Genomic DNA, 24,101 nt, shown 5'->3' with positions numbered 1-24,101 from the left:
TTGTAAGAAACAAAACAACATTTTTTCGTATAATCACGAGAATAGGGCTCGTGAGTTTCTACAGGCTGCCGTAAATAGCTTGACTACGAAAAATCTGTGTCTCTGACAGCTATAGAAGTAGGAACGTTACTTCCCAGAGTCATTGATTTTTTTACGTCCGCTCCAGGCAGAAAATGATCTGTCTGGAGTTTTTTGTGGTTACGGCTGTCAACAGTTGGAGAAAATAGGCGTATATACGAACCAAGGGGGAACTGTTGTGCAACGTTATTTTGAATTTAACAAATGGGGGACAAACTACCGGAAGGAGAGCATGGCGGGTTTAACGACCTTTTTATCGATGGCCTATATCTTGTTTGTTAACCCGCTCATCCTTTCGGATGCCGGCATGGATCAGGGTGCTGTCTTTACGGCTACAGCCCTTTCAGCCGCCGTTGGTACGCTTATCATGGGGCTGCTTGCGAAGTATCCTATCGCGTTGGCTCCAGGGATGGGACTGAATGCTTTCTTCGCCTACACCGTCGTCCTCGGAATTGGCATTCCATGGCAACTTGCATTATTTGGTGTCTTTTTATCAGGAATTATATTTATTACTATTACGCTGCTCGGTGTTAGAGAGAAAATTATTAATGCCATTCCGGCAGAATTAAAATATGCGGTGGCCGCTGGTATCGGTTTTTTTATCGCATTTGTCGGTCTGAAAAATGCCGGCATTGTTGTGCCGGACGAAGCAACAGCGGTTGCTCTCGGGGAAATGACGAATCCAACTACTTTGCTTGCCTGCTTTGGTTTGGTCGTAACGGCAATTATGATGGTACGTGGTGTCCACGGTGGTATCTTTTATGGAATGGTCTTGACGTCAATTGCCGGTATTGTCGTCGGCTTAATCGGGTTACCTGAAAAAATTATCGGCAGTGCTCCAAGCCTCGCTCCGACATTTGGGGCTGCCTTTGCAGTTCTCGGCGATGTCGAATGGAGTAATCAGTTAATCGTACAAATGGTTATTGTCGTATTGACCTTCTTATTCGTTGATTTCTTTGATACAGCAGGAACACTTTACGCCGTGGCCAATCAAGCGGGCTACGTAAAAGACAATAAGCTGCCGCGTGCAAGCCGTGCTTTGTTGTCTGATTCCTCTGCTACGTCGATTGGAGCTATTCTCGGAACGTCGACAACAACGGCCTTTATTGAATCGACTGCCGGGGTTGCAGCCGGAGGCCGGACCGGATTCACCTCGGTCGTGACTGGTATTTTATTTTTTCTGTCCATGTTTTTCTCCCCGCTTCTTGTCGTTGTCACCGAACAAGTAACGGCGCCAGCCTTAATTCTGGTCGGTGTATTAATGGCGTCATCGCTGCGGCTTATTGAATGGGGCAAAGTTGAAATTGCGTTACCGGCTTTTTTAACGGTTGCCGCGATGCCGCTCACTTACAGCATTGCGACAGGGATCGCACTTGGCTTTATCTTTTATCCGATTACGATGCTGTTAAAAGGGAGAGGAAAAGAAATTCATCCTATCATGTATGTGTTATTCTTTGTTTTTATTGCATATTTTGGGTTTTTAGGAGGATAAGAAAAAAGCTGGAGCATTGTGCTCTGGCTTTTTTTATTTACAAAATGGAATTGCTAGGAAAGGTGATTTAAAGATGAGATAAACAGGGAAATAGAGGAAAGAGGCTGCCAGCTCTAGAAGGGTTAGGCAATAAGTGTATGCTGCGCACCACTGCCGGGTATAGTAAAAGAAATAGCAAATACTGTTTAATAGTGTCGATATACACCAATTTCCCGGGAAATAAGCTCGGTTGTTGTCAAGAGAAGAGAGGAAAGGGATAAAAATGGCTGTAATAGAGCACGTGGTTACCGAAGATGCGCCGTATGAAGTATCGCAAGAGGAGACTGTACATATCGTAAGGCAATTGTTCGGTGATCACTTTCGAGATATTGAACGTTTATTACAAGTGTTTGAAAACGGACGAATTACCCGGCGTTATTTAGCAGCACCGCTGACATGGTTTCAGGAAGATCGTGGTTTAGAAGAAAAAAACGAACTATATATCGAAGAATCCGTGCGTATGGGAGGCCGTGCCGTCGAGCGTTGTCTTACAGAAACGAATACGGCCAAAGAAGATATTGATGCGATTTTTTTCGTTTCCAGTTCTGGTATGGCGACACCGACGATCGATGCTCGCATTATGAACCAACTTGGTTTACCGGCTCATATCAAACGAATCCCATTGTGGGGACTCGGCTGTGCCGGGGGAGCGGCTGGAGTGAGCCGTGCTCATGATTACTTACTTGCGTATCCTCATGCGAAAGTGCTCGTGCTTTGTATTGAATTATGCAGTTTAACATTCCAAAAGAACGACCACTCGAAAAGCAATTTAGTAGGCACTTCTCTATTTGCTGACGGATGTGCCTGTGTGTTGATGAGCGGCAACGCAGAAAAACAGAACGAGGTCCGGCCGCGTACTGTTGACGTTCAGTCTACTTTAATGCCGCATTCGGAAGATGTCATGGGTTGGGATGTGAAAGACGGGGGTCTGCATGTCGTATTTTCCCGTAGTATCCCTGCGATTATTGAAAGTTGGCTGAAACCGAACGTTGAACAGTTTTTGAAACAGTTAGGAAAGAAAGAGCAAGATATTGACCACTTTGTCGCACATCCCGGCGGCAAGAAAGTACTGCAGGCTTATGAACAAGCCTTGGCATTCTCACAAGAGAAAACAGCCCCATCTCAGCGGATTCTCTCTTCCTACGGGAACATGTCCTCTCCAACCGTTCTTTACGTATTAAAGGAGATAATGGAAAGCGGTCCCGAATCAGGTGAGCAAGGTCTGTTAACGGCATTAGGGCCGGGTTTCAGTTCCGAGATGGTTTGGCTCGAATGGGGAGAGTAACGAATGATTATTTTTCTTATTATCGTTTCTATTGTGGTGCTGCAAAGAATCGCAGAAGTCATCTATGCGCGTGTGAATGAAAAACGAATGAAACGATCCGGAGCTGTTGAGATTGGCAGATCGCATTATAAATGGATCGTTCTTCTCCATGTCAGCTTTTTTGTGTCACTTATTGCCGAAGTGATGTGTAAGGGCGTTAACATGGGAAGTGTATGGCCGCTGCTATTTTTTATTTTTTTAGCGTCCCAGGCATTACGAATCTGGACATTAGCGTCGCTCGGCAAGTATTGGAATACAAAGATAATCGTTCTCCCGGGGGAAAAACGAGTGAAACGGGGCCCTTACCGTTTTCTTTCCCATCCTAATTATCTCATCGTTGCTGTCGAACTTTTGATAATACCGCTTCTCTTCGGAGCATGGGTGACAGCTGTCGTTTTTTCGCTATTAAATGCTCTCCTCCTCCTGTTCATTCGTATCCCAGCTGAAGAAGAAGCCTTGCGGCAATTACGGAATGCCGAGAAAGAAAAATCACCCCGGATGTCTGTAGAAAAGTGAGGGAAAATTGGTACTTCCCACGTGAGAGAAAACATGATATATTCTTTCAGAAATTAGCAACTAGAACAAACTTTGAGCGGGGGAGGGAGCACTTTAGATGATGGAGAGCTTTCTTGAAAATGCATGGTCGCTAGCAGGTGTTATTTTTACGATTAATATCGTGTATGTTTCGTTATTTACACTGCGAATGATTTTTACGTTGAAAGGGCAGCGTTATTTTGCCGGAGTGCTCGGCATTTTCGAAATTCTTATTTATGTTGTCGGCCTGGGACTTGTTTTAGATAATCTAGATAATGTGTTTAATTTGATGGCTTATGCAATCGGTTTCGGCACCGGGGTGATCGTCGGTATGAAAATTGAAGAAAAGCTGGCGCTTGGTTACATTACGGTAAACGTGATTACGAAAGAATACGAACCGGACATTCCTAATGCTCTTCGTAACAAAGGATACGGAGTGACGAACTGGGTTGCATACGGACGTGAGGGGGAACGGTTGATGATGGAGATTCTAACGTCACGGAAATCAGAATCAGACTTGTATTCTACTGTTAAAAAACTCGACCCAAAAGCGTTTATTATCTCTCATGAACCGAAAGCCTTCTTTGGCGGTTTCTGGGTGAAGGGAATTCGCCGTTAATTGCTTAGAAGGGCGCTGTGAAAGGAGAAAAAGCATGACGGCAGATAAACGGACCAAGAAAAAATATGAAGTAGGAGAGAAAGAGACGATCGAGGAATGCCTCAATCGGATCGCCGCGGAAGGCTACACTCCCGTCAGGCGCAGGGAAGAGCCTGTATTCCAAGAGATAAAGAAAAATGGCAAAACAGAAAAAATACCATTGAAACAACGGATAGTTTTTGAAGCGAAACGCAAATAGACGAACATTAAAACTATATTAGGTTTTAATGTTCGATTTTTAATTGACATGCTTGTTGATTCCTTGTTAAGCTATACTTGTAAACAAACGTGAATACGATTTCCTCATATAATTTCAGGAATACGGCCTGATACGTTTCTACCCGGCGACCGTAAATTACCGGACTATGAGGGAAAGATGCGCCATGCCCAATTTCTAAACAAATTTGCTTTGCCCTGGGGAATGGCGGCTTTCTCTCATGACTAGAAAGCTGCTGAACCGGGGTTTTCTCATGCGATTTTTGAAGGAGGCAGAACGGATGGAACCACAAGTTGGAGTGATTATGGGAAGTACGTCTGATTGGGAGACGATGAAGAATACGTGTGAGGTGCTCGATGAACTACATGTCCCTTACGAGAAAAAAGTCGTATCCGCACACCGGACGCCCGACTTAATGTTTACTTATGCAGAAACGGCCCGGGAACGAGGGTTAAAAGTCATCATTGCCGGTGCGGGGGGTGCTGCTCATCTACCTGGGATGACAGCGGCCAAAACAACACTTCCAGTGATTGGCGTACCAGTTCAATCGAAGGCGCTTGACGGGATGGACTCGCTCCTTTCCATCGTCCAAATGCCAGGTGGGGTTCCGGTAGCCACGGTGGCAATCGGGAAAGCAGGTGCTGTTAATGCCGGTCTGTTAGCGGCAGAAATGATAGGTGCTTTTGACCATAAACTGGCAGTCCGGCTAGAAGAACGAAGAGAAGAGCTCCGAACAAAAGTAATGGAAACGGGGGATCTCTCATGAAAGCAATGCTTCCACCTGGAAAAACGATCGGTATACTAGGAGGCGGTCAGCTTGGGAGAATGATGGCACTGGCAGCAAAAGCAATGGGCTTTCGCATTGCCGTGATGGAGCCAAAAAGTGATTCTCCTACTGGACAGGTGGCGGACGAGGAAGTTGTAGCTACGTATGATGATCGCGATGGCGCTTTGCAACTGGCCGAAACTTGTGATGTACTGACCTATGAATTTGAAAATATTGACGCGGACACGGCCTCCTTTCTTGAAGAAAAATTGTACTTACCTCAAGGAAGCAAGCTGTTATTCACTACCCAGCACCGTCTTCGCGAGAAACAAGCGATTGAAGGGGCAGATGTTCCAGTGGCTCCTTACCGGGGTGTCAAGACGGAGACGGATCTTACGAACGCCTTACAAGAACTAAAATGTCCTGCTGTGTTAAAAACGTGCCAGGGTGGTTACGACGGAAAGGGACAAGTTGTGATAAAAAACGAGCATGAGGCAAGTGAGGCATTTTCCGTTCTCGGTGGGGGTGACCGAGAGCTGGTCTTAGAGAGCTGGATTCCGTTTGAAAAAGAAATCTCTGTTATCGTAACGAGAAGTACGACTGGCGAAATTACGACATTTCCTGTCGGGGAAAACGTCCACCAACACAATATTTTGCATCAGACAATTGTACCGGCACGAATCAGCTCACAAACAAAAGATAAAGCTGAGCGCATTGCCCGCCGGCTTGCAGAAAAACTTGAATTAATTGGAACGCTCGCCGTTGAAATGTTCGTTATTAATGAAGGAACCATTTATGTGAATGAATTAGCACCGCGTCCTCACAATTCGGGGCACTATACGATTGAAGCGTGTGAAACATCACAATTTGCTCAGCACATCCGTGCTGTGTGTGGTTGGCCGCTCGGAGAGACTGCGTTATTGAAGCCGGTTGTTATGACGAACATTCTTGGACAGCATCTTTCCCCGGTGTACGAGAACCTCAAAGATTTGGCAAAGCAAGGGCACGTCCATCTGTACGGAAAAGAAGAGGCGAAGCATGGGAGAAAAATGGGACATTGGACCGTACTTGGAGAAAGTGTAGAAGACGCGCTGGACCGGACCGAGAACATATGGAAAACCGTATCTAACGCTGAACAAGATAATTAAAGCAATCAACGAGATAGAGTGGAGGAAATGACATGATTGAACGGTACACAAGACCAGAAATGGGTGCGATCTGGACGGAAGAAAATCGTTTTAATGCGTGGCTGGAAGTAGAGATTGCTGCGTGTGAAGCGTGGGCTGAATTAGGAGAGATACCAAAAGAGGACGTAGCGAAGATCCGTGAGAACGCGCATTTTGATGTGGAGCGCATTAAAGAAATAGAAGCGGAAACCCGTCACGATGTTGTCGCCTTTACACGTGCTGTATCGGAATCACTCGGAGAAGAAAAGAAGTGGGTCCATTATGGCCTCACGTCTACCGATGTTGTCGATACAGCTCTTTCTTACTTGTTGAAACAAGCAAATACAATACTAGCAAAAGATATGGAACGCTTTCTCACTATATTAAAAGAAAAAGCACTTGAACATAAAGATACAGTTATGATGGGGCGTACACACGGTGTTCATGCTGAGCCAACGACATTCGGATTGAAGCTTGCCCTCTGGTATGAGGAAATGAAGCGCAATATGGAACGATTTCAAGCGGCAGCCGAAACAGTACGTGTTGGTAAGCTTTCGGGAGCGGTCGGAACCTTTGCGAATATTCCCCCGGACGTGGAGAGTTATGTATGCGAGAGTCTCGGCCTCGAAGCGGCCCGTGTTTCTACACAGACGCTTCAGCGTGACCGTCATGCTCATTATATAAGCACGCTCGCTTTAATTGCGACATCGATTGAAAAAATGGCGGTAGAAATCCGCGGTCTGCAGAAAAGCGAAACACGCGAAGTCGAAGAATTTTTCGCAAAAGGACAAAAAGGATCTTCGGCCATGCCTCATAAGCGAAACCCGGTTGGTTCAGAGAACATGACTGGGCTTTCGCGAGTGATCCGCGGCCATATGATGACAGCGTACGAGAACGTTCCGCTTTGGCATGAGCGGGATATATCCCATTCTTCGGCGGAGCGGATTATCTTGCCGGACGCTACCATTCTCTTGAATTACATGTTAAATCGCTTCGGTAATATCATCAAAAACTTAACTGTCTTCCCTGAAAACATGAAAGCAAATATGGAAAAGACATACGGACTTATTTATTCTCAGCAAGTACTGCTCACCCTCATTAACAAAGGGATGGCCCGTGAAGAAGCCTATGATCTTGTCCAGCCTAAAGCAATGGAAGCATGGGAAAAAGGAGTGCCGTTCCGCGACTTGATCGAGAATGAGCCACGAATTACTGATTTGTTGACTGACGAAGAAATTACCGGATGTTTTGACTACCGTCGACATCTCAAGCAGATCGACGTCATCTTCAAGAGAGCAGACCTGGTATAAGAAAGGGGCGCGATCGTGATGAAGAAAGAAGCGCTTTTATACGAAGGAAAAGCAAAGAAGCTGTATAAAACAGACTCAGATAGCTTGCTCTGGGTGGAATACAAAGATGAAGCGACAGCATTTAACGGTGAGAAAAAGCAGAAACTTTCCGGAAAAGGGCGTTTAAATAACGAAATTACCAGCGTTTTATTTGAAAAGCTCGCGGTGGCCGGTATTAATAGTCACTTCGTCCAGAAACTATCAAGCACCGAGCAGCTCGTTCAGAAGACAGCGATCATTCCGCTTGAAGTAACTGTTCGTAATGTGGCGGCAGGAAGCCTAGTGAAGCGGACCGGGCTTACGGAAGGAACCGAACTCATCAAGCCTGTCGTTGAATTTTATTATAAGAGTGATGAACTCGGCGATCCGCTTTTGAATGAGGACCACATAACTCTTCTTGAGCTCGCCGGATCAAACGAACTAGCACAGATAAAAAAACAAACGCTATTCATTAATGATCATTTAAAAAGTCTATTCAATAGCTGTGGCCTTATCCTCGTAGATTTCAAGCTCGAGTTTGGGCGCACGAGCACAGGAGAGATTCTCTTAGCTGATGAAATTTCTCCGGATACGTGCCGGTTATGGGATAAAGATACGAAAGAAAAGTTCGATAAGGACTTGTTCCGCTACGGAATCGGATCGTTGCAAGAAGGATATGAAGAAATTTTAAAAAGGCTGGGAGGGGCTCTGCATGGTTAAAGTGCAGGTATACGTAACATTAAAAGAAGGTGTGCTTGATCCGCAGGGAAGTGCTGTGAAGAACGCACTCCACACCATGGATTACCACGAGGTAAAAAGTGTTCAGACTGGAAAGTTTATCGAATTAGAAATGGAACAGACAGATAACCTGGATGCCCGTATTAAGGAAATGTGTGAAAAGCTGTTGTCTAATCCAGTCATTGAAGATTACACGTATACAATTGGGGAGGTTGTCTCCAAATGAAGTTCGCAGTAATTGTCTTTCCTGGATCGAACTGCGACGATGATATGTTCTACGCGGTTAAAGAGGGATTGAACGTAGAAGTTGAAAAAGTGTGGTATAGCGAGGAAAGTGTAGCCGACTTTGATGCTATCCTGCTTCCCGGCGGTTTTTCGTACGGAGATTATTTACGGACTGGTGCGATTGCCCGTTTCGCTCCTGTAATGGCGAGTGTCATGGAAGAGGCAAAAAAAGGAAAACCAGTGCTCGGTGTCTGTAACGGATTTCAAATCTTGTTAGAAGCGGGCCTTTTACCGGGTGCGATGCAGCGTAATAAAAATTTAAAATTTATTTGCCGTCCGGCCGAACTCATCGTTGAAAACAATGAAACTGGCTTTACAGATAAGTATGAAAAAGGTGAGTGCATTTCCGTTCCGATCGCGCACGGAGAGGGCAGCTATTTCTGTGATGAGAAGACATTGTCACAATTACAGGCGAATAATCAAATCGTGTTTACGTACCGAGACAACGTTAACGGATCCGTGGCAGATATTGCCGGCATTACCAATAAAGAAGGGAATGTGCTTGGGATGATGCCGCACCCTGAACGGGCCGCTGCGGACGTACTAGGCAGTGCTGATGGCTTAAAGTTATTTCAATCGATTTTGAATCACTGGAGGGAATCGAATGTCCTTACTTCTTGAACCATCCCCAGAGCAAATTAAAGAGGAAAAAATTTATCAAGAGATGGGTTTATCCGACCAGGAATTTGAGCGTGTCGGTACCATTCTCGGGCGCTTGCCGAACTACACGGAAACCGGTCTTTTCTCTGTGATGTGGTCGGAACATTGCAGTTACAAAAGCTCAAAGTCCCTTTTGAAAAAATTCCCGACAAAAGGAGACAAAGTACTTCAGGGACCGGGAGAAGGGGCAGGCATTATCGATATCGGGGATGAACAGGCAGTTGTCTTTAAAATCGAAAGCCATAACAGTCCCTCCGCAATCGAGCCTTATCAAGGAGCTGCTACTGGTGTCGGCGGGATCCTGCGTGATGTATTCTCGATGGGAGCACGTCCGATTGCCCTGTTAAATTCGCTACGCTTCGGGGAGCTGGATTCTCCACGTGTCCGTTACTTGTTCGAAGAAGTGGTTGCCGGGATTGCCGGGTACGGAAACTGTATAGGTGTTCCGACAGTTGGCGGGGAAGTCCAGTTTGACCCATGTTACGAGAAAAATCCGTTAGTCAACGCGATGTGCGTCGGTTTGATTGATCATAAGGATATTAAAAAAGGACAAGCTTCTGGAGTGGGGAATACGGTTATTTACGTAGGACCGAGCACAGGTCGTGACGGTATTCACGGTGCTACTTTCTCCTCTGAAGCCTTGAGTGAAGCATCCGAAAGCAAGCGGCCGGCAGTGCAGGTCGGTGACCCGTATATGGAAAAACTTGTGATGGAAGCTTGCTTGGAAATTGTCCAGTCTGATGCACTTGTCGGTATTCAAGATATGGGAGCAGCCGGCTTGACATCATCATCGGCTGAAATGGCTAGCAAAGCCGGCTTCGGTATTGAAATGGACCTTGATACAGTACCACAGCGCGAGACAGGCATGAGCCCATACGAAATGATGCTTTCCGAGTCTCAAGAACGGATGCTTCTGGTCGTGAAAAAAGGCCGGGAACATGAGATTAAAGCGATCTGCGATAAATGGGGTGTTGGGTTTGCAGAGATCGGCCAGGTAACGGAAGAGAAGAATTTGCGACTGCTGCACAAAGGAAAAGTAGTCGCTGATGTACCGGCTGATGCACTTGCTGAAGATGCACCTGTCTATCAGCTACCTTCAGAGGAGCCGCATTACTTTGCGGACAATCAACAACAAGAACATTACGTTTATGAGGTTGCGGATGCGAAAGCCACGCTTTTGGAGTTGCTACAGCAGCCGACGATCGCCAGCAAAGAATGGGTGTATGATCAATACGACTACATGGTACAGACAAATACGGTCGTCCATCCTGGTTCTGATGCGGCAGTCGTACGGATACGAGGGAAAAACAAAGCCCTCGCGATGACGACAGATTGTAATTCACGCTATATCTACCTTGACCCGGAAACAGGCGGGAAAATTGCTGTGGCAGAAGCGGCGAGAAATATTGTTTGTTCGGGAGGAGCTCCACTTGGATTAACGGATTGCTTGAATTTTGGCAGCCCGGAAAATCCAGAGATTTACTGGCAGCTTGAGAAATCAACCGATGGTATGAGTGTGGCGTGCAGGGAGCTAAACACGCCGGTTATTGGTGGGAATGTTTCTCTTTACAACGAGAGCGGTGCAGGAGCAGTCTACCCGACCCCGGTTGTCGGAATGGTCGGCCTGATTGAGGACCTGGCGCATGTTACAACCCAATCGTTTAAAAAAGCAGGAGACGCCATTTACGTCATCGGGGAGGCTAAGCCGGAATTTGGGGGCAGTGAGCTGCAAAAGCTTCGCAAAGGAGATATTTCCGGTAAGCCTCCGGTAATTGATTTGAACGAAGAAAAAGAACGGCAGACTCAGCTGTTAGAAGCAATTCAAACGGGACTTGTTTCATCCGCTCATGACATTGCCGAAGGTGGGTTTGCCGTAGCTGCCGCTGAGAGTCTGGTCGGTACCAAACTCGGTGCAACGCTTACGATTACAGGTGATACGGCCGTAGAGCTGTTCTCTGAAACGCAGTCCCGTTTTCTTGTATCCGTCCCAGCTGCTAACGAAACTACTTTTGAAAAACTTATCCCAGATGCACGAAAAGTCGGAAACGTAACAGAAGACCAAAGCCTTGTCATCACTGATTCAACGCGTGAAGTAATATTGCAGGCAGACGTTTCTGAAGTAGAGCGCGCCTGGAGAGGAGCTATTCCATGCTTGCTGAAATAAAAGGCTTGAATGAAGAATGCGGTGTCTTTGCTGTATGGGGTCATAAAGATGCGGCGCAAATTACGTATTACGGTCTGCACAGCTTGCAGCACCGCGGCCAGGAAGGTGCGGGAATTGTCGTAAGCGACGGTGAGGAATTGTCTATTCATAAAGGGCTTGGCTTGGTGACAGAGGCGTTTAAAGAGGGAGAACTCGAGCAGCTTCATGGACATGCCTCTGTCGGGCACGTCCGTTATGCGACAGCAGGCGGGGGAGGGCTTGTTAATTGCCAGCCCCTTCTCTTCCGCTCACAAACCGGAAGCATGGCAGTCGCGCATAACGGCAACATTGTTAACGCAAATGGCGTCAAACATCAGCTCGAGAGCCAAGGCAGTATTTTTCAATCAACGTCTGATACAGAAGTGCTCGCCCATTTAATAAAGCGAAGTGTATATCCACGCCTCGAAGATCAGTTGAAAAATGCCCTAACAATGCTGAAAGGTGCCTATGCGTTCGCAGTTTTGACGGAAGATAAGTTGATGATCGCCCAAGATCCGAATGGAATGCGTCCGCTCTCGATCGGTCGTCTCGGTGATGCCTATGTCGTTGCATCGGAAACATGTGCGTTCGATGTCATTGGAGCCGAGTACGAACGAGAAGTGTTGCCTGGGGAGATTGTGATTTTTGATGAAGACGGCATCCACTCGGAAATGTTTTCAAACAACTCGTCCCGTTCATTCTGCAGCATGGAGTATATTTATCTTTCCCGTCCTGATTCGAACTTGGACCAAATTAATGTTCACTCCGCACGCAAACGGCTTGGAAAAGAACTAGCAAAAGAAGCCCCGGTCGAAGCGGATATTGTTACAGGGGTACCGGACTCTTCGATTTCGGCCGCAATCGGCTATGCGGAACAGACAGGCATCCCTTATGAATTAGGGCTGATTAAAAACCGCTACGTCGGCCGGACGTTTATTCAACCGTCCCAGGAGTTGCGCGAACAAGGGGTTAAAATGAAACTCTCCGCTGTTCGGGGGGTTGTAGAAGGGAAACGGGTTGTCATGGTCGATGATTCGATAGTCCGCGGCACGACCAGCAGGCGGATTGTGCGTCTGTTAAAAGAAGCAGGCGCAACTGAAGTCCACGTCCGCATCAGCTCGCCGCCGATTACGCATCCGTGCTTTTACGGTATTGACACATCAACGAAATCAGAATTAGTTGCAGCTGAACATTCAGTTGAAGAAATGCGCGAGAATATGGGAGCCGATTCGCTTACATTCTTGTCGATTGACGCGATGCTGAGAGGGATCGGACGCCCGGATAATGAGCCGAATTGCGGGCAGTGCCTCGCCTGCTTCACAGGAAAATACCCGACTGAAATTTACCAGGATACCCTCCATCCTCATGATAAGGTGAAATCATGAGCCACGGGTACTGGAAGGAGGAGCACTCTTATGTCTGAAGCGTATAAAAAAGCCGGTGTTGATGTCGAGGCAGGCTACGAAGCAGTCCGTCGCATGAAAAAGCATACAGACCGGACTCTCCGTCCAGAAGTAATGGGAGGCTTGGGAGGTTTTGGCGCCATGTTCGACCTCTCCTCTCTTCCTTACAAAGAGCCGGTCCTTATCTCTGGTACAGACGGAGTAGGGACGAAGTTGATGATTGCTTTTGCCATGGACAAGCATGATACGATCGGTAAAGATGCTGTCGCCATGTGTGTCAATGATGTTGCCGTACAAGGGGCGGAACCTCTTTATTTTCTAGATTATTTAGCTTGTGGAAAAGCAAATCCAACCAAGGTTGAAGCGATTGTAAAAGGCGTCGCCGACGGTTGTGAAGAAGCTGGGTGTGCACTAATCGGTGGTGAAACGGCGGAGATGCCAGGGATGTACGAGGAAGATGAATATGATCTCGCCGGCTTTACAGTCGGAGCCGTTGAGAAAAAAGATATAATCACCGGCAACTCTATTCAGCCCGGTGATATCCTTATCGGACTTCCGTCGTCCGGCATTCACAGCAACGGGTTTTCGCTCGTACGTCGTGTACTTCTTGATGAAGAAGGCCTCGATTTACAAGAGACGTATGCCCCTTTTGATAAAAAACTCGGGGACGTCCTTCTTGAGCCGACACGCATCTATGTGAAGGCATTGAAGAAGCTTCAAGCAGCGGTTGAAGTAAAAGGAATGGCGCACATTACCGGCGGCGGCTTTTATGAGAACATTCCGCGCATGCTGCCGGACGGTCTCGGAGCTGCTGTTCAACCGGAAAACTGGAAGCCGCTTCCTATTTTTTCATTCTTACAGGAAAAAGGCAGCTTGACGACGACAGACATGTTCGGCACCTTTAATATGGGGATTGGGTTGGTAGCCGCTGTTAAAAAAGAAGAAGCTGAACAAGCTATCCGTGTTCTCAAAGAAAATGAAGAGGATGCCTATATCATCGGGTCTGTTACAGATACAGGATGTCTTGACATTGAGGGAGGGAACGATTGATGAAGCTGGCTGTTTTCGCCTCCGGCAGCGGCTCCAATTTTCAAGCCCTTGCCCTTGCTGCAAAAGAAGAAAGACTGCAAGCAGAAATTGCACTTCTTGTCTGTGACAATTCAGAAGCTTATGCAGTTAAACGTGCGGAACAATTAAACATTCCGGTTTTTTCTTTTCGAGCCCGGGAGTATGATAATAAGGCGGCTTTTGAAAACGAGATTGTGGAAAAGCTGAAAGAAGCAGGTGTCGATTTAATTGTGCTAGCCGGGTATATGCGATTGATCGGTCCGACACTTCTTAACGCGTTTGAAAAACAAATTATTAACATCCATCCATCCCTGCTGCCGGCTTTTCCAGGTAAAAATGCGATCGGACAAGCATGGGAGAAAGGTGTCAAGATTACCGGTGTCACTGTCCACTTCGTTGACGAAGGAATGGATACGGGTCCAATTATTGCCCAAGAAGCTGTGGCTGTAAAGAAGACTGATTCACTTCAGTCGCTCACGCTGGCCATTCAGGCGGCCGAACACCGTGTTTATCCGGAAACGATTCAACTGTTGATTGAGAAGCGAACGTTAGAAGGGAGTCCTTACAATGACCATCAAGCGAGCATTAATTAGTGTTTCAAATAAAGAAGGGATCGTCCCCTTTGCGAAAGAACTAGAGGCAGGCGGTGTAGAAATCATCTCCACGGGCGGAACGAGCCGCGTGCTTGAAGAAGGCGGGGTCAACGTTACTGGGATTTCAGAAGTGACGGGATTTCCGGAGATTTTAGACGGCAGAGTCAAGACACTGCACCCAAACATACATAGCGGTCTGCTTGCTATCCGTGAGAGAGAATCTCATATGAAGGAACTTGAAAAGCAGGCGATCAAGCCGATTGATCTCGTTGTCGTGAACCTTTATCCTTTTAAAGAGACAATCGCCAAGAGTGACACAACTTACGAAGAAGCGGTCGAGAATATCGATATCGGCGGGCCGAGCATGCTCCGTGCTGCAGCCAAAAACCATCAATATGTAACGGTTGTAACGGACCCCGAAGATTATGAGAAAGTGATTGGGGAGTGGAAGGAAGCAGGGGATGTAAAGCTGGAAACAAAAAAGCAGCTTGCTGCCAAAGTATTCCGCCACACCGCAGCTTATGATGCGCTCATTGCACATTATTTAACAGAAGAGACAGGTGAACGGTATCCTGAAACATATACGGTCACGTACGAGAAAAAGCAAGATCTTCGCTACGGTGAAAATCCGCACCAACAGGCAGCGTTTTACCGGGAGCCACTCGTTCCAACCTGCTCTATTGCCAATGCGATTCAACTACATGGTAAGGAATTGTCCTACAACAATATTAACGATGCGGAAGCAGCCCTTGGTATGATGAAGGAGTTTAATCAACCGGCTGCAGTGGCTGTAAAACATATGAACCCATGCGGTATCGGGACGGCTGACACTATTTTTGATGCATTCGGAAAAGCGTTTGAAGCGGACCCTGTCTCTATCTTTGGCGGCATTGTCGCTCTTAACCGTGAAGTTGATGAAGAGACGGCAGAAAAGTTAAAGCAGATTTTTCTGGAGATAATCATCGCCCCAAGTTTTACACAGGAAGCGCTTGACGTTTTAACAGAAAAGAAAAACCTCCGCCTCTTAACCATTTCTTTAGAGGAAACGGCCGAAGCTCGCTCCAAAATTACTACCGTCCACGGTGGTGCGCTAATCCAAGATGAAGACCTTAAAGGATTCCTGGATGCGGACGTACGTGTCGTAACAAAGCGAGAGCCGACAGAGCAGGAATGGGAAGACCTAAAGCTTGGCTGGAAAGTAGTGAAACACGTCAAGTCGAATGCGATTGTGCTGACAAAAAATGAAATGACAATTGGAGTTGGTGCCGGCCAGATGAACCGTGTCGGGGCAGCGAAAATTGCCATTGAACAAGCAGGTGAAAAAGCAGAAGGAAGCGCACTTGCTTCTGACGCATTTTTCCCGATGAAAGATACAGTTGAGGCTGCAGGTGAAGCAGGTATCAGTGCGATCATCCAGCCGGGTGGATCGATACGGGATGAAGAATCGATTGAACGGGCTGATGCACTCGGGATTACCATGGTATTTACAGGGATGCGCCACTTTAAGCATTAAAGAAAGGAGGGTATGTACGTGAAAGTTTTGGTCATAGGAAGCGGCGGGCGTGAACATGCGTTAGCATGGAAGCTTTCTGAAAGCCCCGTAGTCAGCAAGGTATATGTTGCACCCGGAAACCCCGGGATGGAGAATGTAGCGGAGCTTGTTTCTATTAATGAGGCAGATTTAAAGGGGCTTTCTACATTTGCGCAAGAGCAAGCAATCGATTTAACGGTCGTCGGCCCGGAAGTTCCGCTTTTGGCTGGGATTGTGAATGTTTTTCAAGAGGCGGGTCTGCGAGTGTTCGGACCAACTAAAGAGGCAGCGTTGATTGAAGGAAGCAAGTCTTTCGCGAAGGAGTTTATGCAGCGTTACCAAATTCCGTCCGGTTCGTATTTCGTCACTACGGACTTTGATGAAGCAGTCACTCATGTGAAACAACAAGGTGCGCCCATTGTCATTAAAGCAGACGGACTGGCAGCTGGAAAAGGAGTGACTGTCGCTTTTTCAGAAGAAGAAGCGATTGCAGCTCTTTCTGACATTTTGAAAGACAGTAAATTCGGAGATGCCGGTGCACAAGTGGTCATTGAGGAATATTTAGAAGGAGAAGAGCTGTCTTTAATGGCTTTTGTCCACGGGGATACGGTGGTGCCGATGGTTGGCGCCCAAGACCATAAACGCGCCTTTGACGGAGATAAAGGACCAAATACCGGTGGGATGGGTGCATACAGCCCAGTACCACAGTTTGACCAGGCAGACATTGACCAGGCTGTTCGCGAAGTCTTGCAGCCGGCTGCCTCAGGAATGGTAAAAGACGGGCGATCGTTTACCGGTATTTTGTACGCCGGCCTGATGATGACCGGAGCCGGGCCGCGGGTTATTGAGTTTAATGCTCGTTTCGGTGATCCGGAAGCCCAAGTTGTACTGCCGCGATTAGAATCAGATCTTGCTGTCGTGCTTCTTGACTTGTTGTCTGGGGAGACACCCGACCTTACGTGGTCAGATGACGCGGTATTAGGAGTAGTAGCTGCATCAAAAGGCTATCCCGGGCCATATGAAAAAGGTAAGCAGCTCGGCATGCTTCCTGACGCTGCGTATTTATTTATTGCCGGGGCAGACAGAAAGAACGGTGGATATGTAACAGCCGGGGGACGAGTCCTACTTGCTGCAGAAAAAGCAAGCACCCTGGAGGAAGCGCAAGCCGCTGTTTATCAAAAGCTGGAGCAACTCGATGACCGACACGTATTTTATCGCAAAGACATCGGTGACAGAGCAATAAAACGAATATGAAAATTAAAAAAGGATTCTGTCCTTCGAGACAGAATCCTTTTTTAATGCTACAAATCATTCATATTAACAGAGGCATGATGAGTATAATCAGAATCAGTGTACTCGGTTTCCTTCTGAGAGAAGCTGTCGCTGATCATCTTGGTCAGTGGGCAAAAACGGGTAATCCCTTCAGCTACTTTCATTGCACCCATCATGACACAGAAAAGGTGACGTCCTGAGCGGTAGGAGCGTGTTAAGTGCGGTGTGGACCAAGCCATCATTGTCAAGCCACACGCAATGCGCACGTATGCGTTTAACAGGCCAATATTAGGTTTCATAATACCCTCCTTAAAGACAGAATAATAATTACAGAACAACTTATTAAAACTTTGTGAAACAGCTCATCTTCATAGAGTATTACAGGGATTTGTGATAAACTTAACAACTAGAAAGCAGGTGGTGACTTAATGGATACGCAGTTTCACTGGAGCAAACAAATGTTAAGGCGGCACCTTTCCATCATTCGCGGGGAATTGGCGCCAACCATTTTATTAAAACATGCAACTTATTTAAGCAGTGCCCGAAAAACATGGCTTGAAGGCCATATTTGGATATATGAAGACCGTATTTTATACGCTGGAGATAAGCTGCCGGCTAAAACGGAAGGCACGGAAATCGTGGACTGCCGGGGAAAGTATATTGTCCCGGGATATATTGAACCCCATGCACACCCGTTTCAATTATATAATCCCCACACTTTAGCTGAATATGCGTCGCAAAGAGGAACGACGACACTCATGAATGATAACATGCTCTTTTTTTTGAATGTCGAAAAAACGAAAGCGCTTTCAATGATTGAAGAGCTGGACAAACTGCCAACCTCTATGTTTTGGTGGGCGCGCTACGATGCCCAGACGGAAATGGAGGAGGAGGATGAACTCTTTTCTCCATCTGAAATGAAAGCGTGGCTTGAGCATCCGCTCGTCGTTCAAGGTGGCGAACTGACTTCGTGGCCGAAAGTAATGACCGGTGACGACACTGTTCTTCACTGGATGCAGTACACGAAAAAGCTGAATAAGCAGATTGAAGGACACTTTCCTGGTGCTTCTGAACGAACATTGACACAGATGGCACTTCTCGGGGTAACGTCTGATCATGAAGCGATTAACGGAGAAGAGGCGCTGCGCAGACTCGATGTCGGAATGACGACGTCGCTTCGCTATTCGTCGATCCGTCCGGATTTGCCGCAAATATTAGAAGAGCTGTTAGATGCAGGTGTTACGGACTTCAGCAGGTTTATTTTTAATACAGATGGTTCGACACCGGCTTTTTATAAGGATGGAATGATTGATAAAACAATTGCCATTGCCCTTGAAAAAGGGGTCCCGGTGATCGATGCTTATGAAATGGGAAGTTATAATGTTGCCCGTCATTATCGTATGGACGACCAAATAGGGATGATTGCACCAGGAAGGATCGCACATCTCAACATTTTGGAATCTCCTGAGAACCCGGTCCCTGAAGCAGTGATGGCAAAAGGTAAGTGGGTGTGGCGTGACGGAAAAGCGGATTACCCAGAGCTTCCGTTTAAGTGGGAGGACTATCATGTACGACCTTATGAGTATGACTGGGATTTGAAGGAAGAGGACAGCCACTTTTCGATGCCGGTCGGAATTGAACTGACTAACTCTGTTATTGTAAAGCCATACCAAATTGGGGTAGATGTCACAAATGAAATTCTCTCTGAAAATCACGATGAGTGTTTCTTTGTCATGCTCGACCGCCATGGGAAATGGAGAATTAACACCGTTATAAAAGGCTTTGCGAAAAACATTGGTGGTTTCGCTTCTACCTTGACGAACACGGGAGATATTATTTTAATTGGTACGGAGAAAAAAGACCTGTGGAAAGCATTTCAAGAGTTAAAGAAGCAAGGAGGAGGCATGTTTTTAGTCGAAAATGAAGAACTGATCGCGAGCATACCGCTACCACTGTTCGGTGCGATGTCTGTGAAACCGTTCCCAGAACTGATCGAAGAACATGAAAAAATGGATAAAGCGTTGCGAGAACGAGGATATTCCCACCGAGATCCCATTTACAGTGTGCATTTTCTGTCGTCTACGCATCTTCCGTACGTAAGAGTGACACAGAAAGGGATTTTTGATGTTCACAAAAAAACAGTTCTCTTCCCCGCTGTCATGCGTTAAACTATTAAAGAAGGCTATGAGACAAAATGCTATGGCTAGACGTTTCGTTTTACGCCGGTAAAGGAATGGGTATATGAAAAGATGGCAAGTAACTGGATTATCTCTTTGTTTTAGTGTGCTTCTCTTAACTGCTTGTACGTCTTCAAAACCACCAGACACAGAGCCGGAAGAGACAGACATGGCAGAGGAATTAAACATGGAAAGCCAGAAGCCAGTAAACGAGCCGGAAGAGCCGCTTTTAGACGAACAACATCCATTGACGGGAGAAGCGACAGAAGAAGTTTCCCCGGTCCAGCCTTTTGCTGTTACGATTAATAATCACGAAGCAGCTCGTCCCCAAAGTGGCATTGCCCAGGCGGATATTGTGTATGAGGTGCTGACAGAGGGAAAGCAGACACGGTTTTTAGCGCTATTTCAGAGTGAGCAGCCTACTGAAATTGGCCCCGTTAGAAGTGCGCGTGATTACTTTATTCAGTTAGCACAGGGTTATGATGCATTGCTCGTTATCCACGGCTGGAGCCCGGAAGCAAAACGGATTCTTGGAAGCGGAACGGTCCCTTTTTTGAACGGCTTATACCATGATAATACGTTATTCAAACGATCCAGCGAGCGCAAGGCCCCACATAATTCGTACATATCTTATGGCGATGCAAGGGAAGGCCTGGAGACCAAAGGCTATGATATGGAAGGCGACATTCCGCAGGTTTCGTTTGTGGAAGAAGATTCCGCTCGCTCTTTTCAGAGGGAAAGCGGTGAAACGGCCGACATTCGATACGGAGACCGGTATGCAGTTCAGTATCAATATAATCGAGATGAAGCGCATTACGAAAGAGCAAGTAATCAAAAGGCTTCTCTTGACAAATTATCACAAGCACAAGTGACGGCTGATAACGTTTTTATTATCGAAGCATCTCATCAAGTGATCGATGAAAAAGGACGTCGTAATATTGATTTGACGAGCGGAGGACAAGGCGTTTTGCTTCAAAACGGTGAAGCATTGCGAGTAGACTGGGTAAACAAAGAGGGCAGAATTCTCCCTGAAAAAGATGGGATGGAAATAGCTTTTATTCCTGGGAAAACGTGGATCAATGTTGTCCCTCTTCATCCCGGGTTAACCGAAAGCGTGAGCATAAAGTGAGGTGCGGTCTATGCAAATTGACAAGTTGAGAGGTAAAGAATTAGATCAGCTATTTCAAGCCATTTTGTCCCTTCGTAATGTTGACGAATGTTATGAGTTCTTTGATGATTTATGCACAATTAATGAAATACAGTCGCTTGCCCAGCGTCTCGAAGTCGCTAGAATGCTTCAAGAGGGGTACACGTATCAGAAGATCGAAACAGAGACAGGAGCGAGTACCGCAACGATATCTCGTGTGAAGCGCTGCCTCCATTATGGGAACGACAGCTATCAGCTCGTCTTTACAAGGCTTAATGAACAGGAACAAAAGTAACAGAAACAACGGCGAACTGACCTCTAAGGTGATCTGTTTCATCTATCACTAGAGGCCAGTTTTTTTGTTATAATAAGTTGTCGAGAAAACTAAAGATTTTTGTACTAATGGAGGCTCAGTTATGCTTTCCTATACAGAGTGGCGTCATGCTTTTAAACTTGACCCGGCGAAAGAAATCACAAGTACAGACTTAGAAGCTCTCTGTGAATCAGGGACGGATGCGATTATCGTCGGCGGGAGTGACAACGTGACATTAGATAACACGTTGGCGCTTTTGGCGCGAATCCGCCGGTACTCGGTAGCATGTGCGCTTGAAATTTCTAATTTGGAATCGATAACGCCGGGATTTGATTACTTTCTAATTCCTACGGTGTTAAACGCAGGAGACCCTCGCTGGATAACAGGCATGCACCGGCAAGCTTTAAAGGAATATGGTACGATGATGGATTGGGACGAAATTATTACGGAAGGGTATTGTGTGTTGAACAAAGAAGCGAAAGTCGCTGAATTGACGAAAGCGGACACAGCACTTGAGCGTGAGGACGTGCAGGCAAGTGCCCTTCTTGCTGACCGTCTTTTTCATCTTCCTGTCTTTTATATCGAATACAGTGGTACATATGGGGACACTGCTGTTGTTAAAGCGGCATCTGATGTATTAAAAGATGCCCGCTTGTTTTATGGGGGCGGAATTGAGAAGGCCGAGCAGGCAAGAGAGATGGCTGCTTACGCGGACACAGTCGTAGTTGGCAATGTTATTTATCACGATATAAAAGCAGCCCTTTCCACAGTTCATGCAGTGAAAGGCGAGTAGCCATGCAGGTGAAAATAATGTATACTCACATAAAGAACCTATGTTCGGAGTGATGGTGTTTTGCAAAGAAAAATAATCGAAAATATGCTTGAAGGCATGAACCCACAGCAGAAAGAAGCGATTATGGAAACCGAAGGACCGCTGCTTGTCATGGCGGGGGCCGGAAGTGGGAAAACCCGCGTACTCACCCACCGAATTGCTTATTTTATTCGGGAAAAAGGGATTCCACCCTACTCGATCCTTGCGATTACTTTCACAAACAAAGCTGCCCGTGAAATGAAAGACAGGGCGTACCGTCTTGTTGGCCCGGTCGCAGAAGACATTTGGATATCGACGTTTCACTCCATGTGTGTGCGGATCTTGCGCCGCGATATCGATCGGATCGGGTATAACCGCAATTTTTCTATTTTGGATGCATCAGATCAGCTTTCTGTCATTAAACAAATCTTAAAGGATCAGAACATTGATGCGAAGAAGTTTGAACCACGCAGCATTTTAGGAGTTATCTCCGCGGCTAAAAATGTGCTGGAGACACCTAAGAAGTTTGCGGAAAGGGCGTACGGGCCTTTTGAAGAGGTAGCAGCCGACGTTTACAAAGAATACCAGCGGCGGCTTCGTACGAACCATGCACTTGATTTTGATGATTTAATCATGGTAACTATCCGCTTGTTTCAGCAAGTGCCAGAAGTGCTGGAATTTTACCAGCGGAAATTTCAATATATTCATGTCGATGAGTATCAGGACACGAACCGGGCGCAGTACGTGCTCGTTAATTTACTCGCGGAAAAGCACCGCAACCTTTGTGTCGTCGGAGATTCGGATCAAAGCATCTACAAGTGGCGGGGGGCTGATATCCAAAATATCATGTCTTTTGAGAAAGACTATGAGGAAGCGAAAGTCATTCTCCTCGAGCAGAATTACCGGTCGACGAAGAAGATTTTACAAGCAGCAAATGCCGTCATTAAGAATAATCCAGGCAGGAAGCCGAAGAACCTTTGGACAGACAACGACGACGGCAACAACCTTTACTATTTTCAAGCAGCAGATGAGCGGTCAGAAGCAGCCTATGTGGTAGAGAAGATTAAAGAAGCAGTAGAGAGCGGGACATACAGTTACTCCGATATTGCGATTTTGTACCGAACTAATGCGCAGTCCCGTGTGATGGAGGAAATGTTTGTTAAATCAAACATTCAATACAGCATGATCGGCGGGACAAAATTCTACGACAGAAAAGAAATTAAAGACGTGCTTGCGTATTTGAGATTGATTGCCAACCCAAATGATGATATCAGTTTAAGCCGTATTATTAACGTTCCGAAGCGCGGAATCGGTGCCGCAACCGTCGATAAGATTGCTGCTTATGCTCACAGCCAGGATATTTCGATGTTTACAGCACTTCAGGAAGCTTCTCACATCGGGCTTGGGCCGCGTCCGACAAAGAAGTTGCAAGAGTTTGCCGAACAGTTAGGCCAGTGGATTCAAATGCAAGAATATTTGTCTGTCTCGGAACTCGTTGAGGAGTTATTAGAAAAAACAGGTTACCGACAGGCCTTAAAAGAGGACAAGTCACTTGAGTCTCAAAGCCGGCTAGAGAACATCGAGGAATTTTTATCGGTAACCAATGACTTTGAAAAGAAAAATGAGGACAAGTCGCTTATCGCTTTCTTGACAGACCTTGCCTTAGTTGCAGATATTAATGACACAGAGGATGAAGAAGAAGGCGCTGTATGGATGATGACACTCCATTCGGCGAAGGGACTGGAATTTCCCATCGTCTTTTTGATCGGTATGGAAGAAGGGATCTTCCCCCATAGCCGTACACTGTTTGAAGTAGAAGAGATGGAAGAAGAGCGCCGGCTCGCTTATGTCGGCATTACCCGGGCGGAAAAGGAACTTCATGTAACTCACTCACAGATGCGCCAGTTATACGGCCGTACCCAGGTGAACCCGGTTTCTCGTTTTATTGAAGAGCTGCCCCAAGAGCTTTTAGACGGCAAAGAAGAGCAAGAACAGCCCGCATGGATGAAAACAAGCACAGAGACGAAAATGACTTCACCTTTTGAAAGGAAACGAAGAGCAGCGACAGCCCCATCTACCGGGCGAAAAATTTCTGTCACTACAGGCGGCAGCAATTTTGACTGGGCAGTTGGAGATAAAGCAGAACATAAAAAATGGGGAGTAGGCACGGTCGTCAGCATGAAAGGGGAAGGAGAGGAAATTGAGCTTGATATCGCCTTTCCGACCGAAGGAATTAAACGATTGTATGCGAAATTTGCACCGATTACGAAAGTGTGAATTCGGAGATCATACGGGTATCATTACGTAAGCAGAAAGGAA

General features: G+C 46.5%; 23 protein-coding genes and 2 riboswitches. Of the genes, 22 read left to right on the top strand and 1 reads right to left on the bottom strand.

What is annotated here, in order from left to right; all coding sequences use genetic code 11:
- Positions 1–5 precede the first annotated feature (5 nt).
- Positions 6–106: riboswitch (purine riboswitch) on the top strand.
- Between the two features lie 150 nt (positions 107–256).
- From LOR49_RS08745 to purD, 17 genes are all read left to right on the top strand, one after another.
- A complete protein-coding gene (locus tag LOR49_RS08745; RefSeq protein ID WP_240376074.1) occupies positions 257–1,570 on the top strand; it encodes an NCS2 family permease in 1,314 nt (437 codons plus the stop codon).
- 262 nt (positions 1,571–1,832) lie between these two features.
- Complete coding sequence (locus tag LOR49_RS08740) at positions 1,833–2,894, top strand: type III polyketide synthase (protein WP_240376073.1); 1,062 nt, start codon at positions 1,833–1,835, stop codon at positions 2,892–2,894.
- Positions 2,895–2,897: 3 nt separating this feature from the next.
- Positions 2,898–3,449 (top strand): isoprenylcysteine carboxyl methyltransferase family protein, encoded by a 552-nt coding sequence (locus tag LOR49_RS08735; RefSeq protein ID WP_240376072.1) that lies wholly within the window; start codon positions 2,898–2,900, stop codon positions 3,447–3,449.
- A 97-nt stretch (positions 3,450–3,546) separates the two neighbouring features.
- A complete protein-coding gene (locus LOR49_RS08730) occupies positions 3,547–4,086 on the top strand; it encodes a DUF2179 domain-containing protein (protein WP_240376071.1) in 540 nt (179 codons plus the stop codon).
- A 34-nt stretch (positions 4,087–4,120) separates the two neighbouring features.
- Positions 4,121–4,324, top strand: a complete 204-nt coding sequence (locus LOR49_RS08725) for an NETI motif-containing protein (protein WP_240376070.1) — start codon at positions 4,121–4,123, stop codon at positions 4,322–4,324.
- A gap of 84 nt (positions 4,325–4,408) precedes the next feature.
- A riboswitch (purine riboswitch) is annotated at positions 4,409–4,511 on the top strand.
- A gap of 111 nt (positions 4,512–4,622) precedes the next feature.
- Positions 4,623–5,108, top strand: coding sequence for a 5-(carboxyamino)imidazole ribonucleotide mutase (gene purE / locus LOR49_RS08720; RefSeq protein WP_240376069.1), 486 nt, complete (start codon positions 4,623–4,625; stop codon positions 5,106–5,108).
- Positions 5,105–6,256: a 5-(carboxyamino)imidazole ribonucleotide synthase gene (gene purK / locus LOR49_RS08715; protein WP_240376067.1), complete on the top strand. Its 1,152-nt coding sequence runs from the start codon at positions 5,105–5,107 to the stop codon at positions 6,254–6,256. Before purE ends, purK begins: the two co-directional genes overlap by 4 nt.
- Before the next feature lie 32 nt (positions 6,257–6,288).
- Positions 6,289–7,584, top strand: a complete 1,296-nt coding sequence (gene purB / locus LOR49_RS08710; RefSeq protein ID WP_240376065.1) for an adenylosuccinate lyase — start codon at positions 6,289–6,291, stop codon at positions 7,582–7,584.
- Positions 7,585–7,602: 18 nt separating this feature from the next.
- A complete protein-coding gene (gene purC, locus LOR49_RS08705) occupies positions 7,603–8,322 on the top strand; it encodes a phosphoribosylaminoimidazolesuccinocarboxamide synthase (protein ID WP_240376095.1) in 720 nt (239 codons plus the stop codon).
- Complete coding sequence (purS, locus tag LOR49_RS08700; RefSeq protein WP_240376064.1) at positions 8,315–8,566, top strand: phosphoribosylformylglycinamidine synthase subunit PurS; 252 nt, start codon at positions 8,315–8,317, stop codon at positions 8,564–8,566. Before purC ends, purS begins: the two co-directional genes overlap by 8 nt.
- Entirely contained in the window at positions 8,563–9,246 is a 684-nt protein-coding gene (gene purQ / locus LOR49_RS08695) for a phosphoribosylformylglycinamidine synthase subunit PurQ (RefSeq protein WP_240376063.1), read from the top strand. The genes purS and purQ overlap by 4 nt, the downstream gene beginning before the upstream one ends.
- Complete coding sequence (gene purL, locus LOR49_RS08690) at positions 9,230–11,449, top strand: phosphoribosylformylglycinamidine synthase subunit PurL (protein ID WP_240376062.1); 2,220 nt, start codon at positions 9,230–9,232, stop codon at positions 11,447–11,449. The genes purQ and purL overlap by 17 nt, the downstream gene beginning before the upstream one ends.
- On the top strand, positions 11,434–12,852 hold the full coding sequence (purF, locus tag LOR49_RS08685) for an amidophosphoribosyltransferase (RefSeq protein ID WP_240376061.1): 1,419 nt from the start codon (positions 11,434–11,436) through the stop codon (positions 12,850–12,852). The genes purL and purF overlap by 16 nt, the downstream gene beginning before the upstream one ends.
- Positions 12,853–12,882: 30 nt before the next feature.
- On the top strand, positions 12,883–13,920 hold the full coding sequence (purM, locus tag LOR49_RS08680; protein WP_240376060.1) for a phosphoribosylformylglycinamidine cyclo-ligase: 1,038 nt from the start codon (positions 12,883–12,885) through the stop codon (positions 13,918–13,920).
- On the top strand, positions 13,917–14,531 hold the full coding sequence (purN, locus tag LOR49_RS08675; protein WP_240376059.1) for a phosphoribosylglycinamide formyltransferase: 615 nt from the start codon (positions 13,917–13,919) through the stop codon (positions 14,529–14,531). Before purM ends, purN begins: the two co-directional genes overlap by 4 nt.
- Positions 14,506–16,044 (top strand): bifunctional phosphoribosylaminoimidazolecarboxamide formyltransferase/IMP cyclohydrolase, encoded by a 1,539-nt coding sequence (purH, locus tag LOR49_RS08670; protein WP_240376058.1) that lies wholly within the window; start codon positions 14,506–14,508, stop codon positions 16,042–16,044. The genes purN and purH overlap by 26 nt, the downstream gene beginning before the upstream one ends.
- Positions 16,045–16,062: 18 nt before the next feature.
- On the top strand, positions 16,063–17,316 hold the full coding sequence (gene purD, locus LOR49_RS08665) for a phosphoribosylamine--glycine ligase (RefSeq protein ID WP_240376057.1): 1,254 nt from the start codon (positions 16,063–16,065) through the stop codon (positions 17,314–17,316).
- A gap of 47 nt (positions 17,317–17,363) precedes the next feature.
- Here the strand turns inward: purD and LOR49_RS08660 are convergent, their stop codons facing one another.
- Entirely contained in the window at positions 17,364–17,633 is a 270-nt protein-coding gene (locus LOR49_RS08660) for a YgaP family membrane protein (RefSeq protein ID WP_240376055.1), read from the bottom strand.
- Between the two features lie 129 nt (positions 17,634–17,762).
- On the opposite strand from LOR49_RS08660, the gene LOR49_RS08655 reads away from it, so the two are divergent.
- The 5 genes from LOR49_RS08655 to pcrA all read left to right on the top strand — a co-directional run bounded on the left by LOR49_RS08655 (position 17,763) and on the right by pcrA (position 24,059).
- The gene (locus tag LOR49_RS08655; protein ID WP_240376053.1) at positions 17,763–19,502 is read left to right on the top strand and encodes an adenine deaminase C-terminal domain-containing protein; all 1,740 of its coding nucleotides are present in this window, start codon (positions 17,763–17,765) and stop codon (positions 19,500–19,502) included.
- Positions 19,503–19,575: 73 nt separating this feature from the next.
- Entirely contained in the window at positions 19,576–20,640 is a 1,065-nt protein-coding gene (locus tag LOR49_RS08650) for a DUF3048 domain-containing protein (protein ID WP_240376051.1), read from the top strand.
- Positions 20,641–20,650: 10 nt separating this feature from the next.
- Positions 20,651–20,953 (top strand): YerC/YecD family TrpR-related protein, encoded by a 303-nt coding sequence (locus LOR49_RS08645; protein WP_240376049.1) that lies wholly within the window; start codon positions 20,651–20,653, stop codon positions 20,951–20,953.
- Positions 20,954–21,074: 121 nt separating this feature from the next.
- The gene (pcrB, locus tag LOR49_RS08640; RefSeq protein WP_240376047.1) at positions 21,075–21,764 is read left to right on the top strand and encodes a heptaprenylglyceryl phosphate synthase; all 690 of its coding nucleotides are present in this window, start codon (positions 21,075–21,077) and stop codon (positions 21,762–21,764) included.
- An 84-nt stretch (positions 21,765–21,848) separates the two neighbouring features.
- On the top strand, positions 21,849–24,059 hold the full coding sequence (pcrA, locus tag LOR49_RS08635; protein ID WP_240376093.1) for a DNA helicase PcrA: 2,211 nt from the start codon (positions 21,849–21,851) through the stop codon (positions 24,057–24,059).
- Positions 24,060–24,101 lie beyond the last annotated feature (42 nt).

Origin of the sequence: Bacillus piscicola, assembly GCF_022458745.1 — a bacterium.
GTDB classification, from domain to species: domain Bacteria; phylum Bacillota; class Bacilli; order Bacillales; family Marinococcaceae; genus Alteribacillus_A; species Alteribacillus_A piscicola.
Note: the sequence above shows the minus strand (reverse complement) of the source record. Positions and strands in the feature narration are given on the sequence as shown.

Bases quoted from the DNA above. Each gene is read 5' to 3' on its own strand.
- LOR49_RS08740 (WP_240376073.1), top strand. From the start codon at position 1,833: ATGGCTGTAATAGAGCACGTGGTTACCGAAGATGCGCCGTATGAAGTA.
- LOR49_RS08735 (WP_240376072.1), top strand. From the start codon at position 2,898: ATGATTATTTTTCTTATTATCGTTTCTATTGTGGTGCTGCAAAGAATC.
- LOR49_RS08730 (WP_240376071.1), top strand. From the start codon at position 3,547: ATGATGGAGAGCTTTCTTGAAAATGCATGGTCGCTAGCAGGTGTTATT.
- LOR49_RS08725 (WP_240376070.1), top strand. From the start codon at position 4,121: ATGACGGCAGATAAACGGACCAAGAAAAAATATGAAGTAGGAGAGAAA.
- purE (WP_240376069.1), top strand. From the start codon at position 4,623: ATGGAACCACAAGTTGGAGTGATTATGGGAAGTACGTCTGATTGGGAG.
- purK (WP_240376067.1), top strand. From the start codon at position 5,105: ATGAAAGCAATGCTTCCACCTGGAAAAACGATCGGTATACTAGGAGGC.
- purB (WP_240376065.1), top strand. From the start codon at position 6,289: ATGATTGAACGGTACACAAGACCAGAAATGGGTGCGATCTGGACGGAA.
- purC (WP_240376095.1), top strand. From the start codon at position 7,603: ATGAAGAAAGAAGCGCTTTTATACGAAGGAAAAGCAAAGAAGCTGTAT.
- purS (WP_240376064.1), top strand. From the start codon at position 8,315: ATGGTTAAAGTGCAGGTATACGTAACATTAAAAGAAGGTGTGCTTGAT.
- purQ (WP_240376063.1), top strand. From the start codon at position 8,563: ATGAAGTTCGCAGTAATTGTCTTTCCTGGATCGAACTGCGACGATGAT.
- purL (WP_240376062.1), top strand. From the start codon at position 9,230: ATGTCCTTACTTCTTGAACCATCCCCAGAGCAAATTAAAGAGGAAAAA.
- purF (WP_240376061.1), top strand. From the start codon at position 11,434: ATGCTTGCTGAAATAAAAGGCTTGAATGAAGAATGCGGTGTCTTTGCT.
- purM (WP_240376060.1), top strand. From the start codon at position 12,883: ATGTCTGAAGCGTATAAAAAAGCCGGTGTTGATGTCGAGGCAGGCTAC.
- purH (WP_240376058.1), top strand. From the start codon at position 14,506: ATGACCATCAAGCGAGCATTAATTAGTGTTTCAAATAAAGAAGGGATC.
- LOR49_RS08660 (WP_240376055.1), bottom strand. From the start codon at position 17,633: ATGAAACCTAATATTGGCCTGTTAAACGCATACGTGCGCATTGCGTGT.
- LOR49_RS08655 (WP_240376053.1), top strand. From the start codon at position 17,763: ATGGATACGCAGTTTCACTGGAGCAAACAAATGTTAAGGCGGCACCTT.
- LOR49_RS08650 (WP_240376051.1), top strand. From the start codon at position 19,576: ATGAAAAGATGGCAAGTAACTGGATTATCTCTTTGTTTTAGTGTGCTT.
- LOR49_RS08645 (WP_240376049.1), top strand. From the start codon at position 20,651: ATGCAAATTGACAAGTTGAGAGGTAAAGAATTAGATCAGCTATTTCAA.
- pcrB (WP_240376047.1), top strand. From the start codon at position 21,075: ATGCTTTCCTATACAGAGTGGCGTCATGCTTTTAAACTTGACCCGGCG.
- pcrA (WP_240376093.1), top strand. From the start codon at position 21,849: ATGCTTGAAGGCATGAACCCACAGCAGAAAGAAGCGATTATGGAAACC.